Here is a 12,740-nt window from a genome sequence, read left to right on the forward strand (position 1 = left end):
TCCGGATCATCCGCCCTCTCCGGACCAGACGCCTCTTGAATTTACCCCATCCGCGTGGTCTCACACGGATGACCCGGCCGCCCGGCGCAATGCAGGCAGCGGCCCAACCCGGCAGTTCCTGACACGATGGCACGCAGGTTTCACGCCCCCTATCTGTCGGAGCCGATCTCCAGCCTCGCGACCTGGACCCGCAATCTGGCGGTGTTCTCGGTCGTCGCCGTGCTGGTCTCGATCCTGATCCTGCGCTTCGATTTTCTGGAGATGAAGCCGGCGCTGGCGACGTTCTTCGGCGCGCTGGGGCTTGCCGTGCTGTCGATCCTGCTCGGGCTTGCCGCCTTCGTCGCGATCTGGCGCAACGGCAGCCGCGGCATGAGCCGGATTCTGCTCGCCTTCATGATCGACGCTGTGGTGCTGGCCTATCCGGCCTACCTCGCGCTCCAGTACCGCAAGCTGCCGAAGATCTACGACATCACCACCGACCCGATCGATCCGCCGCGCTTCGAGGCTTTGGCGCCGCTCCGCAACGGCGACGGCACTAACACGGCCGTCTATGCCGGGCTGTATTCAGCCGAGCAGCAGCAGAAATTCTATCCGGACATCGAGCCGGTGCAGATCGAGCTGCCGCCCGATCGCGCCTACGCGATCGCCCTGAAGCTGGTCAACCGGCGCAAATGGTTCGTGGTCGACGAGCGCGCGCCGCAGCCGCCGCGCCGCGTCGGCCGCATCGAGGCGGTCGCACGCACGCCGATCATGGGCTTCCGCGAGGACATCTCGATCCGCATCCAGCCCGACGGCGAGGATTCCCGCGTCGACGTCCGCTCCGCCTCGCGCTATTTCGAGTCCGATATCGGCAGCAACGCCGCGCGCGTGACCAAGCTGATCGAGGACCTGTCCAACGCCGGCGAGGCCGAGGCGCAGAAGCCGGTGAAGAAGGTCACGCCGCCGCCGGTGGCGGCGAAGGGGAATGCGAAGACGGTGAAGAAGTGAGCGGGGCGAATGGCGAATAGGGAGTAGCGAATAGGGAATGAAGTCTTCCCGGCTCGCACTCTTCCCCTACTCGCTATTCCTGTTCGCCATTCGCTACACCAGCCGATACGTCCCGCCGATCACCGGATCGCCCTCCGTTGCGACGATGCCGCGGGCGACGAGGTCTTCCAGATGGGCGAGAACGGAGTAGCCCGCCGCCGTGGTGAGCCGCGGGTCGATGCCGATGTAGATCGCGCGCACCATCGTCGGGATGTCAGCCTCGCCCTTGGCGAGACGATGCAGGATCGAGGCTTCGCGCGCCTGGCGATGGCGCATCAGGAAGCGCGTGTAGCGTGGTCCCTCCGGAATTTCCGGGCCGTGGCCTGAGAAATACAGCTCCTCAGGTCGCGCGGCGAGCCGCTCCAGCGAGGCCATGTAGTCGACCATCGCGCCGTCGGGCGGCGCCACGATCGAGGTCGCCCAACCCATCACGTGATCGCCGACGAAAGTGGTGCCGCGCTCGCCCCAGGCGAAGGCGAGATGGTTGGCGGTATGGCCGGGCGTCGCCACGGCTTCGAGCTGCCAGCCCTGCCCTTCGATCACGTCGCCGTCAGCAACGGTGACATCCGGCGCAAAGTCGCGGTCGACGCCGGATTCCGGATTGTGCTTCTCGCTCTCGTAGCGCGGCCGCGAGGCGCGATGCGGGCCCTCCGCATAGACGGTGGCGCCGGTCGCGGCCTTCAGCCGGCCGGTGTTCGGCGAGTGATCGCGATGGGTGTGCGTCACCAGAATGTGCGTTACCGTCTCGCCTCTGATGGCATCGAGCAGCGCCTGCGCATGGGCCTCGTTGTCCGGGCCGGGATCGATGATCGCGACGTTGCCGGTGCCCACGATGTAGCTGACCGTGCCGGTGAAGGTGAACGGACTCGGATTGTTGCAGAGGACGCGGCGAATGCCGGGGCGCACCTCTTCGACGACGCCCGCGGGAAGCGGGAAATGACGGTTGAACGGGACGTCTTCCTCGGCCATCACTTGCCTCATCTTTCGACGGGCACTTGATGACCCGTTTCTCGGACGTCATGCCCCGCGCAGGCGGGGCATTCGGTACGCCGCGACATCTCGACTGATCCTGTTGTTTCCGAGTACCGGATCGTCCGCTGGAGCCTGTCCTCAAGCTCGCCAAAGGCGAGACCCGGGGGCGGACGATGACAGTTGGGGACTCCTGCCGAGCCCCCGGAACGACGAAGACTAGAAGAACGCCTGGATGCCGGTAATGGCGCGGCCCAGGATCAGCGCATGAACGTCATGCGTGCCCTCGTAGGTGTTGACCGTCTCGAGGTTGGCAGCGTGGCGCATCACCTGATACTCGATCGAAATGCCGTTGCCGCCGTGCATGTCGCGTGCGACGCGGGCGATGTCGAGCGCCTTGCCGCAATTGTTGCGCTTGACGATCGAGATCATCTCCGGGGCCATCTTGCCCTCGTCCATCAGGCGGCCGACGCGCAAGCTCGCCTGCAGGCCAAGCGCGATCTCCGTCTCCATGTCGGCGAGCTTCTTCTGCACCAGCTGGGTGGCGGCGAGCGGCTTGCCGAACTGCTTGCGGTCCAGCGTGTACTGGCGGGCGCGGTGCATGCAGTCCTCGGCGGCGCCGAGCACGCCCCAGGAGATGCCGTAGCGGGCGCGGTTGAGACAGCCGAACGGCCCCTTCAGACCGGACACGTTGGGCAGCAGCGCGCTCTCCGGCACCACCACGCCGTCCATCACCACCTCGCCGGTGATCGAGGCGCGCAAGGAGAGCTTGCCGCCGATCTTCGGCGCCGACAGGCCCTTCATGCCCTTTTCGAGGATGAAGCCGCGGATCTGGTTGTCATGCGCGGCCGACTTGGCCCACACCACGAACACGTCGGCGATCGGCGCGTTCGAGATCCACATCTTGCTGCCGGTCAGGCGGTAGCCGTCGGCGACCTTCTCGGCGCGCGTCTTCATGCCGGCCGGATCGGAGCCGGCATCCGGCTCGGTGAGGCCGAAGCAGCCGACCCATTCGCCGCTGGCGAGCTTCGGCAGATACTTCTTGCGCTGGCTCTCGTCGCCATAGGCGTAGATCGGATACATCACCAGCGAGGACTGCACCGAGTTCATCGAGCGGTAGCCGGAATCGACCCGCTCGATCTCGCGCGCCACGAGGCCATAGGCGACGTAGCTCGCATTGGCGCAGCCATATTCCTCCGGCAAGGTGATGCCGATCAGGCCGAGCTCGCCCATCTCGTTGAATATCTCGCGGTCGGTTTTCTCTTCGAGATAGGCCTTGGTCACGCGCGGCAGCAGCTTGTCCTGGGCGTAGGCGCGCGCGGTGTCACGCACCATGCGCTCGTCCTCGGTCAGCTGATCGTCCAGCAGGAAGGGATCGTCCCACTGGAAGCTCGACTGGGCCGGCTTGTCCTTTGCCTGAGGGCGCGCGCTCATGAATGGTCCTTTCGCGTCTCGCTGCGCACGGGTCGCAGCAGTCTAGAGGTTAAATCCTGGAAGTTCAGCCTTCAAGCCGCTCGTTGGCGACGATCTCGATGCCGAAACCCGACAGGCCCTTGTAGTCATGCGCCGACGACGTCAGGTTCCGGATCGAGGTCACGCCGAGATCACGCAGGATCTGCGCACCGACGCCGACCTCGCGCCACTGACGATGGCGATCGGCCTCCGCGGTGTGCGGCTCTTCGACCGGCTCGACGGGAACGCCGGCCGCCCCGTCGCGCAGATAGATCAGCACGCCGCGACCGGCCTGCTTGAAGTGCTGCAGCACCGCCTGGATACGCTGCGGACCTGCGATCAGATCCTTCACGATGTTGGGCTTGTGCAGCCGCGTCAGCACGTTCTTGCCGTCGCCGATGCCGTTATAGACGAACGCGGCGTGGGTGATCGGATCGAACGGCGAGCGGTAGGCGAAGCCCTGCAGCGGCCCGATCGGGCTGTCGGTCGTGAAGGTCGACACCCGTTCGATCAGCTTCTCGCGCGCCTGCCGGTACGAGATCAGATCGGCGATGGTGACATGCTTGAGATTGTGGGCCGCGGCGAAACGAACGACCTGCTCGCCTTTCATCACCGTGCCGTCGTCGTTCATCAACTCGGAGATGACGCCGACCGGCGGGAGCCCCGCGAGCTTGCAGAGATCGACCGCCGCCTCGGTGTGGCCGGAGCGCAGCAGCACGCCGCCGTCACGCGCGATCAATGGGAAGATGTGGCCGGGGCGCGCGAAATCAGCGGCGCCGGCATTCGGGTTGGCGAGCGCACGACAGCAGGAAGCGCGCTCTTCGGCCGAGATGCCGGTGCCACCGTCCGGCTTGTAGTCGATCGAGACGGTGAAGGCCGTGGTGTGGTTGGAATCATTGTGCGCGACCATCGGGTCGAGCCGCAGCCGCCGCGCGTCGTCGGCCGTGATCGGCGCGCAGACGATGCCCGAGGTATGGCGAATGATGAACGCCATCTTGTCGGGCGTGCAGAGCGAGGCGGCGACGATGAGATCGCCCTCGCCCTCGCGGTCGTCGTCATCGGTCACGACGACCATCTCACCCTTGGCGAAGGCGTACAGAACTTCCTGGATCGAGTCGGCCATTGCAAGTCTCGCTGCTTTTCCGGGCTGCTTTAGCCGGGATCGCAGGCGCGCGCCAGAGCGGTGGAACCGCCGTTCGAAGGTCGCCTTCCCCCGGGAAAAGGACCTACCCTGCGAGGACAAGCGCCCCGGTATCTGTTTAAAGTCGCCTCAAATCGAGAACAAGGGAGCCGCGCCTCATGGCCGCATTCGATTTTGCACCCCTCCTCAGCCCCGGCCTGCCCGCACCGGCCGCGCGCTGGACGGGACTCGCAAAATACAGCTTCGTCGGTGGCAACAACGACGCCGATGCCGTGCCCGTGGAGGGCTTGCGCGCGGCCGCCGACGCCGTGCTCGCCCGCGAGGGACGCGCGCTGGCTACCTACGGCCTCGCGCATGGGCCTCAAGGTTACCGGCCGCTACGGGAATTCCTTGCCGCCAAGCTGACGCGGGACGCCGGCATGTCGGCGCGCGCCGACGACATCATGATCCTCTCGGGCTCGCTGCAGGGCCTCGACCTCGTCAACCAGGCGCTGCTCACGCGCGGCGACACCGTGCTGGTCGAGCAGGACAATTACCAGGGCACGCTGACGCGCCTGGCGCGACTGGGCGTCAAGGTCATCGGCATCCCGCTCGACCAGGACGGCATGCGAACGGATGCGCTGGCGACGGTGCTGGCCGATCTAAGGGATCGCGGCATCCGGCCGAAATACATCTATACCATTCCGACGGTGCAGAACCCGACCGGCACCATCATGCCGGAAAGCCGCCGGGCCGAGCTGCTATGGCTGTCGCGCGCCTATGGTGTGCCGGTGTTCGAGGACGACTGCTACGCCGACCTGATCTGGGATGGCAAACGGCCCCGCGCGATCCACGGCATGTCCGACCATGGCGGGGTGATCCATCTCGGGTCGTTCTCGAAGTCGGTCGCGCCCGCGTTGCGGGTCGGCTTCCTGGTCGCCCCCTGGGAGATCATGTCGGTGCTGCTGTCCCTCAAGACCGATGCCGGCTCGGGCGCGCTGGAACAGATGGTGCTTGCGGAATATTGCAGGCCGCATTTCGCGACCCACGTGCCGCAGCTGGTGCGGGGCCTGCGCGCCAAGCTGGACACCCTGATCGAGGCGCTCAACGCCGAGTTCGGCATCGCCGCCGAGTTCGAGGCGCCGAAGGGCGGAATCTTCCTCTGGCTCAAGCTGCCGGACCAGGTTGACGCGATGAAGCTGTCACAGGCCGCGCTCAAGCGCGGCGTGTCGATCAATCCGGGACCGGAATGGTCCACCGACGCCGCGCATGCGCGGAGCCGCCTGCGGCTGTGCTTCGCCAGCCCCTCGCATCAGGACATCCGCGAGGGCATCGCGGTGCTCGCCGACGTCTGCCGGGAGGAGTTCGGCGTGCCACTGCGCTCGTCCAATGTGGAGCGGACGCGCGCGATCGAGTGATCGCGCGCTGCTCATCGCACCGAAAATGGCGACTGGTAGGGCCGTCCGAACGGCACGCCATTGATCACCGTCTGCACCGGCTTGAGCTGCAGCTTGCCCTCGCGCTTGTTGCCGCGGGTATCGACGAAGCTGACGGGACCCTCGACCAGGTCCATGATTGCGACGTCGGCCGGCGCGCCGACCTGCAAGCTGCCGATCTTCGGCGCACGGTTGATGATCTTGGCCGGCGCCGAGGTCGCCATGCTCACCACCTGCTCCAGCGAGAGTCCCATCGCCATGAATTTCGCCATCACGTTGGGCAGGAACGGCATGCCCGGGCTATTGCCGGAGAACACGTGGATGTCGGAGGAGATGGTGTCCGGGCCGCAGCCGCCGGGGATCGCGACCTCGGCCACGGTGAAATCGAAGCTGCCGCCGCCATGGCCGACATCGAACAGCACGCCGCGCTGCTTGGCGGCGAGCGCCGCGGGCAGCAGCTTGCCGTCCTGGACGATGTTGGTGAAGGCGCCGCCCATGTTCGGCGCGCCGGAATAGGCATGGGTCAGGATGTCGCCGGGGCGCAGCAGGTCCAGGATCTGCGACATCAACTCACCGGTCTCGACGCCACCGATATGCACCATCATCCGCGCCGGCCAGCCGCACAACTCGCAGGCCTTGATGCCGCGCTTCAGCGGCTCGAGCCCATGCTTGAAGATCACGTTCTCCGACATCCGCACCTTGACGCCGAGCAGAAAGTCCGGGTTCTCGGCCAGCGCCATGGCGCAGGCATCCACCTGGGCGTTGTCGATGTTATAGAGCTCCGCGACCGGAAATGCCGACAGACCATTGTTGGCGATATGCACGAAGGCGTAGATGCGGGCGCGCGACTGGGCGGCGATGAAGCGGCGCAGCGCCGCCAGATTGTTCACCCCGGCATCGCCGGCCGAGACGACCGTCGTGGTGCCCTGGAATTGCACGAGCTCGTCCGGCGGAATCCCGATCGCCGAGCCATAGGGATAGACGTGGCTGTGGAGGTCGATGAGGCCCGGCATCACCAGCCGGCCGGCAGCGTCGATCGACCGCAGCGCACGCTCGACCGGAATGTCCGGTTCGAGGGCCTCGACCACGCCCCAGCGGATCCCGATGTCGCGCCGGCCGCGCAGGGCCTGGCTGGGATCGATGACGTCGCCGCCCTTGATGAGAAGGTCGAACTTGTCGGCCGGCCCCATCGCCGCGTGAGCCGGGCCCGACACCGCAGCCATGGCGGCCGCTCCGGAAGACAACAGGAAATGACGGCGCGACAGCGCGGACATGCTCAGCCTCCCCCACATCTTATTTGTAGTTGCCGATAGCATGCGCCTTGTCGGCGGCTCCGGCAAGACCCGCACCGGAAGATCGACGCTTCGGGCCTATCTCGCAGGTCCGACATTGCGCCGTTGACGCGGTGCATTAAGATGGACGGACGACATTCCTGCGAGACCCCATGACCTCGATCTCCCAACGCCTGCTCGCAATCCTCCTGCTCGCATCATCCTTTGCGCCGGCCGCCTCGGCGGACGATACGGCCGAGGTGGCACGTGCGTGGGGCCTGATCGGAACCTGGGCTGCTGATTGCAGTGCGCCTCCGGTCAGAGGCCGCGGCGCCATCATCTCCTACGAGATCTCGCCGGACGGCAGCCTGGTCTATCGCCGCGACCATGATCCCTCCGACGTCAATGAGGTCGCCACCGCGCGGATCGAACCCGACCAGACTCTAGTCCTCTCGATCGTCCTGTCGAGGGCGCGCCAGACGCGCGAGAATGGGATCATCAAGACGACGGACGGCGGCATCCGCTCGGTGTTCAATCGTGGCGAGGACGGCAGCTATACCATTCGCGAGGCGCGCTTCGTCGCCAACGGCAAGCCGACGCCAGCGCTCAGGAAGTGCGACTGACGCGGCAGGCTCGAGACGCAGCTCGCCCGCAAGCGTGAAGACCAAATCTGAACGTGTATTCAGCAACTTCGTGGAAGGTCCTGCGGAACGTTCTTTCACACTTCAAGTTGATCCCGCACTTTCATTCTGGAGGACAACATGAAGAAAATCGCTCTCGCGCTCGCTTCCCTTGCAGTCGTCGCTCTCGCGGCACCGTCGATCGCCAACGCCGAGACGGTGGTCATCAAGCGTGGTGGCCATCACTACCACCACGGCTGGGATCGCTCCCACGCCGAATACCGCATGCATCGTGAGTACCGGCCTCACCACTATGTCCGGCCGCTCCACCGCCATCATGACCGCACCGTGATCATCAAGCGCGACTGATCCGCGGACTTCGACGCAGCAATGGCCCCGCAAGGGGCCATTTTCTGTGGTCCATTCACCCCGGCCCGATGGCACGGTCGTCAGCGATCCCAGTCCGGCGCAAAGGCCGGATTGACGAAGCGCTTGTCCTTCGGGAGGGACGCGATGGTGGCACGATCCTCATCATCGAGTTGAAGCTTCGTCGCATCCCAGTTCGCCCGCTGACTTTCCGGGCGCGCTGCCTTGGGGATCGCCGCCACCCCATCCTGGTCCAACAGCCATTTCAGCGCGACCTGGGCGGCGCTGGCGCCATGCTTCCTGCCGATGGCCCCCAGCGTCTCGTCGGCGGCGGCGCGTCCCTGCGCCAGCGGGCAATAGGCCACCAGGGGAATTGACCGGCTCGCCATGTAAGCCATCAGCTTCGACTGATCGAGCATCACGTGATACTCGACCTGATTGCACGCCACTGGCGCCCGAATCTCCTCGACCGCCTGCTTCAGCAGCGCGACGGTGAAATTGGCGACGCCGACCGCGCGCGTGCGCCCCTCCTCCTTCAGCTTCAACAGTGTCTCCAGCGCAGCCGGCAGGTCCATTCCCTTGGCCGGCCAGTGGATGAGATAGAGGTCGACGAACTCCAGTCTGAGCTTCCTCAGACTCGTGTCGAATGCGCGACGGATCGCGTCCGGCGCGAGGTTCTCCGGCCAGACCTTGGTGGTGACGTGCAATTCGGCGCGCGGCAGATTTGTTGCCGCAAGTGCAGCACCGATCGCGTCCTCGTTGGCGTACATCTCGGCAGTATCGATGTGGCGGTACCCGAGCGCGAGCGCGCTCTCGACGGCCTCGCGGCAGACGGTGCCCTGCATGCGAAAGGTGCCGAGCCCGAGCTTGGGCAGACGAATACCCTGGGTGTCGATGGCGTTCATGAATTCTCCTGGAATCGCGCGAACCACTCGCCAGCGAACGCCGGCGGCAGCCTCGAAACATCAAGACCTTGGCGGGAAGCGCTCAGCTTGCCTTCGCTCCGCTTGGGAGTTCAAGCGAGCCGGCATCCACCTCAATCAAGATGTCGGGAGGTCGGTTCCGGCGTGCAGGCGCACGCCGAGCCTGTCTGCTCAGCGCCAGTTGCAGATGCCGCCGCTGCCGGGCCGGCACGGCCAGGTCTGGATGCGCGTATCCATCGCCTGCGCGTCCAGCGGATTGCCGCGCCGATGGACGAGCTTGGTGCGAGCGGCGCCGCGGGGCCGCTCGGCCGTCCTGGTGCCTTGAGCGCGCCGGGTGGCGACGGCGCGCGGGATGGCGGAGCGCTCGTCCGGGTCGATCGCGGAACGGACGGCGACCGCAGGTCGATCTGATTTGGCTTCGATAGGCACAGGTTCGAAATGCGCCTCGGGGCCGAGCGGCTCCGGCGACAACACGGCCTTCGACAGATCAAGCTTGAGGAAGTCACCCGGCCGATAGGCCCCCGCCACAGCATCGCTCGCCGTGAGCAACACGGCGCATGTAATCGTGCCGATAACAGCTCTCAACACCATCCCATCCTCCCGTTCCCCGCGTAACGCCACTTACGCGCCCCGCCGCGAGATCTCTGCACGCCGGCCGATGGCGAACTCGCAGCGCTGCCCGGCTGCAAGAGCCAGCTAAGAGCGCCTGACATCACGCCGCATATCATGTTCGGTGATCGACCGTTATCAGTTCGGAGAAAGCGCCCACCAACCGCCGGTCGTTCGACGCATCATAGCCAAAGTTCCGCGCTCGTCTCTGATGTAGGTCACGGCGCCGTCATTTCCAGGCCCAAAACTGCGAGTCACAGTTACCGCTGTGCACGCAAATGGGCGCTGCGAGCATCAGTCATAGCAATCCGTCGACCCGGATGCGGCATCGCAGCGCCTCTGCAGAGTCCGGGGCGATGTGCATGACGCCGGGCTTGGCCGCAAACTCGCCGTCGAAATCGAGCGGACTGGCGAAACCGCGCCACGGCTCGATGCACAGGAACGGCACGCCGCCGGGCTTCGACCAGATTCCAAGCTGACGAAAATGATCCCAAGTTAACTCAAGCGCCGGTCCTGTGGTTCCGACGAGGCGAACCGAACGGCTGGCCGGCTGATCGAGGATCACGGCATCGTCGTCGAACAGACGTTCGCTCAACGGGAGAACGCGCCCCTCGATCGGTGAGGGCTCCGGCCGCTCGCGCAGCAAACCGCCAGTCAGACGGCGGATCGGCGCCGGCTCCGGCTCTGCAAAAATCAGCCGATAGCTCTCCTTCGGCTGGCCGGGGAGCAGCGGCCAGTTGAAGGCGGGATGGCATCCGAACGAGGCGGGCAGAACCTCCGCGCCGGGGTTGGCGATCTCGACCGCCACGTCCAGCGCATCAGCGGTGATCCGGTAGCTCACCGTGAGACGGAAGGCGAACGGATAGCGCGCCCGCGTCGTCTCGTTGTCGGTCAGCTGCAACACGCATGACTCGGCCCCGGGCTCCAGCCAAGTGAATCGGAGGTCGCGGGCGAAGCCGTGCTGCGTCATCGGATAGGTCTGGCCGCGGTGGTGGAGGTGGTCATTCTTGAGTCGGCCGACGATCGGAAACAACCATGGCGCATGGCGCGGCCAGACGGCTCCGGCCTGCCAGAGCAACTCCAGGCCCCCGCCCGTCTTCAACGAGCACAGCTCGGCGCCATCAGCCTTGACCGCGGCAGTGATGCCGCCCGCGCTGATCGTGTGAAGGTCGTCGCTCATTGCCGTCACCGACGTCGCAAAAGAATCGCACGAGGTGATGCCGGATTGCGGCAGCAACGTCCAGGGGTGCGGTTCATCACCAGCGCGTAGACCACCGCCACAAGCACAGGGGACGGGAATGTCGAACACGCGACCGAAGCCGCACTCATAGGGCCCGCGCTGTGTCTGAAGGGTAGGCAACCCGCGCCAAATCTTCGTGCAGGCCGCAGCTTGCCGGCCCCGATCATTCGTGTACGAATGACCGAAACCGGCTTGATGCTGCGCCGCGTGCAGGCGCAAACTGCCGCAAATGCTTTGCCAGGAGAGAAGGATATCCCGATGGCCCATGACGCGCCGCAAGCAACCGGTCCCAGCAAGCTGGTCATCCGCAACATCGGCCTGATGCTGTCCGGCGCACTGGAACGGCCCATCCTGGATGCCGACACGATCGTCGCCGAGAACGGCAAGATCACGGGAATCGGCCGCTTCAAGGACGTCGACACCGAAGGTGCGACCACGATCGTCGATGCCCATGGCACGACGGTGGCGCCGGGCCTGATCGACAGCCACGTCCATCCCGTCGCCGGCGACTGGACGCCGCGGCAGAACCAGACCAACTGGATCGACTCCTATCTGCATGGCGGCGTCACTACGATGATCTCCGCCGGCGAGGTGCACATGCCCGGCCGTCCGCGCGACGTCGTCGGCCTGAAGGCGATGGCGATCTTCGCGCAGCGCGCGTTTTGGACGCTGCGGCCCGGCGGCGTGAAGGTGCATGCCGGCGCGCCCGTGATCGAATGCGAGATGGTCGAGGACGATTTCAAGGAGCTCGCCGCGGCCGGCGTCAAGCTGCTCGGCGAGGTCGGTCTCGGCGGCGTCAAGGATGGCCCCACCGCACGCAAGATGGTCGGCTGGGCACGCAAATACGGCATCCAGAGCACCATCCACACCGGCGGTCCGTCGATCCCCGGCTCGGGCCTGATCGACAAGGACGTGGTGCTGGAGGCCGGCACCGACGTCATCGGGCACATCAATGGCGGCCACACCGCCCTGCCCGACGACCAGATCCGCTGCATCTGCGAGGGCTGCAAGGCCGGGCTCGAGCTCGTGCACAACGGCAATGAGCGCTCGGCGCTGTTCACCTTGCGCACCGCGCGCGAGATGAACGAGCTCAACCGCGTCATCCTCGGCACCGACGCGCCGGCCGGCTCCGGCGTGCAGCCGCTCGGCATCCTGCGCATGGTGTCGCTGCTGTCCTCGCTCGGCGACGTGCCGGCCGAGATCGCGTTCTGCTTCGCCACCGGCAACACCGCGCGGATGCGCGAGCTCGACTGCGGCCTGATCGAAATCGGCCGCTCCGCCGATTTCGTCATCATGGACAAGGCGCAGCACTCGCCGGCCAAGACGCTGCTCGACAGCGTCCAGCTCGGCGACCTCCCGGGCATCGGCATGACCATCATCGACGGCATCGTCCGCACCCAGCGCAGCCGGAACACGCCGCCGGCCACGAAGATCCCGGAGATCGTGGCGAAGTAGGATCGACCGGCTTTCTCCGCCGTCATTGCGAGCGCAGCGAAGCAATCCAGGGCCGCATGTGAAGCTCTGGATTGCTTCGGCGCAAGGGCGCCTCGCAATGACGCCGTGAGTTTGATGAAGATTGCGTAGCAAGGTTGGGCAAAGGCGCGCGCGACGCGCCAGCGCCGTGTGCGACGCACCCAGCGTCTTCGTCGCAGCATGGATGGTGGGCACGACGTATTCGCTACGCGAATGCGTCTTTGCCCACCCCACA

Annotated in this window: 12 protein-coding genes; 5 read left to right on the forward strand and 7 right to left on the reverse strand. The window is 65.9% G+C overall.

Features of this window, described 5'->3' with window-relative positions:
* The first annotated feature begins 126 nt into the window (after positions 1–126).
* Positions 127–987: a DUF1499 domain-containing protein gene (locus tag QX070_RS30755; RefSeq protein WP_315715519.1), complete on the forward strand. Its 861-nt coding sequence runs from the start codon at positions 127–129 to the stop codon at positions 985–987.
* 93 nt (positions 988–1,080) lie between these two features.
* Here QX070_RS30755 and QX070_RS30760 read toward each other — a convergent pair whose 3' ends face one another.
* The 3 genes from QX070_RS30760 to ribB form a co-directional block, all read right to left on the reverse strand.
* The gene (locus QX070_RS30760) at positions 1,081–1,995 is read right to left on the reverse strand and encodes an MBL fold metallo-hydrolase (RefSeq protein ID WP_315740902.1); all 915 of its coding nucleotides are present in this window, start codon (positions 1,993–1,995) and stop codon (positions 1,081–1,083) included.
* A gap of 219 nt (positions 1,996–2,214) precedes the next feature.
* Positions 2,215–3,429, reverse strand: a complete 1,215-nt coding sequence (locus QX070_RS30765) for an acyl-CoA dehydrogenase (protein ID WP_315715517.1) — start codon at positions 3,427–3,429, stop codon at positions 2,215–2,217.
* A gap of 64 nt (positions 3,430–3,493) precedes the next feature.
* The gene (ribB, locus tag QX070_RS30770; RefSeq protein ID WP_315740903.1) at positions 3,494–4,570 is read right to left on the reverse strand and encodes a 3,4-dihydroxy-2-butanone-4-phosphate synthase; all 1,077 of its coding nucleotides are present in this window, start codon (positions 4,568–4,570) and stop codon (positions 3,494–3,496) included.
* 176 nt (positions 4,571–4,746) lie between these two features.
* On the opposite strand from ribB, the gene QX070_RS30775 reads away from it, so the two are divergent.
* Positions 4,747–5,985: a PLP-dependent aminotransferase family protein gene (locus QX070_RS30775; RefSeq protein ID WP_315740904.1), complete on the forward strand. Its 1,239-nt coding sequence runs from the start codon at positions 4,747–4,749 to the stop codon at positions 5,983–5,985.
* A gap of 11 nt (positions 5,986–5,996) precedes the next feature.
* Here the strand turns inward: QX070_RS30775 and QX070_RS30780 are convergent, their stop codons facing one another.
* Entirely contained in the window at positions 5,997–7,277 is a 1,281-nt protein-coding gene (locus tag QX070_RS30780) for an amidohydrolase/deacetylase family metallohydrolase (protein WP_315740905.1), read from the reverse strand.
* A gap of 170 nt (positions 7,278–7,447) precedes the next feature.
* Between QX070_RS30780 and QX070_RS30785 the strand changes: the two genes are divergently transcribed.
* On the forward strand, positions 7,448–7,897 hold the full coding sequence (locus QX070_RS30785; RefSeq protein WP_315740906.1) for a hypothetical protein: 450 nt from the start codon (positions 7,448–7,450) through the stop codon (positions 7,895–7,897).
* A 138-nt stretch (positions 7,898–8,035) separates the two neighbouring features.
* The gene (locus QX070_RS30790; RefSeq protein WP_315740907.1) at positions 8,036–8,263 is read left to right on the forward strand and encodes a hypothetical protein; all 228 of its coding nucleotides are present in this window, start codon (positions 8,036–8,038) and stop codon (positions 8,261–8,263) included.
* A gap of 80 nt (positions 8,264–8,343) precedes the next feature.
* On the opposite strand, the gene QX070_RS30795 is transcribed toward QX070_RS30790, so the two are convergent.
* From QX070_RS30795 to QX070_RS30805, 3 genes are all read right to left on the reverse strand, one after another.
* Positions 8,344–9,165 (reverse strand): aldo/keto reductase, encoded by an 822-nt coding sequence (locus QX070_RS30795; RefSeq protein WP_315740908.1) that lies wholly within the window; start codon positions 9,163–9,165, stop codon positions 8,344–8,346.
* Positions 9,166–9,354: 189 nt separating this feature from the next.
* The gene (locus QX070_RS30800; RefSeq protein WP_315740909.1) at positions 9,355–9,774 is read right to left on the reverse strand and encodes a hypothetical protein; all 420 of its coding nucleotides are present in this window, start codon (positions 9,772–9,774) and stop codon (positions 9,355–9,357) included.
* Positions 9,775–10,090: 316 nt separating this feature from the next.
* On the reverse strand, positions 10,091–10,972 hold the full coding sequence (locus QX070_RS30805) for an aldose 1-epimerase family protein (RefSeq protein WP_315740932.1): 882 nt from the start codon (positions 10,970–10,972) through the stop codon (positions 10,091–10,093).
* Between the two features lie 318 nt (positions 10,973–11,290).
* Here QX070_RS30805 and QX070_RS30810 point away from each other — a divergent pair, with 318 nt between their 5' ends.
* A complete protein-coding gene (locus tag QX070_RS30810) occupies positions 11,291–12,487 on the forward strand; it encodes an amidohydrolase family protein (RefSeq protein WP_315740910.1) in 1,197 nt (398 codons plus the stop codon).
* Positions 12,488–12,740 lie beyond the last annotated feature (253 nt).

The organism is Bradyrhizobium sp. SZCCHNR1093, from assembly GCF_032381175.1.
Taxonomy (GTDB): Bacteria; Pseudomonadota; Alphaproteobacteria; order Rhizobiales; family Xanthobacteraceae; genus Bradyrhizobium.

Excerpts from the sequence above, each read along its gene's own strand:
- QX070_RS30755 (WP_315715519.1), top strand. The coding sequence starts at position 127 with ATGGCACGCAGGTTTCACGCCCCCTATCTGTCGGAGCCGATCTCCAGC.
- QX070_RS30760 (WP_315740902.1), bottom strand. The coding sequence starts at position 1,995 with ATGGCCGAGGAAGACGTCCCGTTCAACCGTCATTTCCCGCTTCCCGCG.
- QX070_RS30765 (WP_315715517.1), bottom strand. The coding sequence starts at position 3,429 with ATGAGCGCGCGCCCTCAGGCAAAGGACAAGCCGGCCCAGTCGAGCTTC.
- ribB (WP_315740903.1), bottom strand. The coding sequence starts at position 4,570 with ATGGCCGACTCGATCCAGGAAGTTCTGTACGCCTTCGCCAAGGGTGAG.
- QX070_RS30775 (WP_315740904.1), top strand. The coding sequence starts at position 4,747 with ATGGCCGCATTCGATTTTGCACCCCTCCTCAGCCCCGGCCTGCCCGCA.
- QX070_RS30780 (WP_315740905.1), bottom strand. The coding sequence starts at position 7,277 with ATGTCCGCGCTGTCGCGCCGTCATTTCCTGTTGTCTTCCGGAGCGGCC.
- QX070_RS30785 (WP_315740906.1), top strand. The coding sequence starts at position 7,448 with ATGACCTCGATCTCCCAACGCCTGCTCGCAATCCTCCTGCTCGCATCA.
- QX070_RS30790 (WP_315740907.1), top strand. The coding sequence starts at position 8,036 with ATGAAGAAAATCGCTCTCGCGCTCGCTTCCCTTGCAGTCGTCGCTCTC.
- QX070_RS30795 (WP_315740908.1), bottom strand. The coding sequence starts at position 9,165 with ATGAACGCCATCGACACCCAGGGTATTCGTCTGCCCAAGCTCGGGCTC.
- QX070_RS30800 (WP_315740909.1), bottom strand. The coding sequence starts at position 9,774 with ATGGTGTTGAGAGCTGTTATCGGCACGATTACATGCGCCGTGTTGCTC.
- QX070_RS30805 (WP_315740932.1), bottom strand. The coding sequence starts at position 10,972 with ATGAGCGACGACCTTCACACGATCAGCGCGGGCGGCATCACTGCCGCG.
- QX070_RS30810 (WP_315740910.1), top strand. The coding sequence starts at position 11,291 with ATGGCCCATGACGCGCCGCAAGCAACCGGTCCCAGCAAGCTGGTCATC.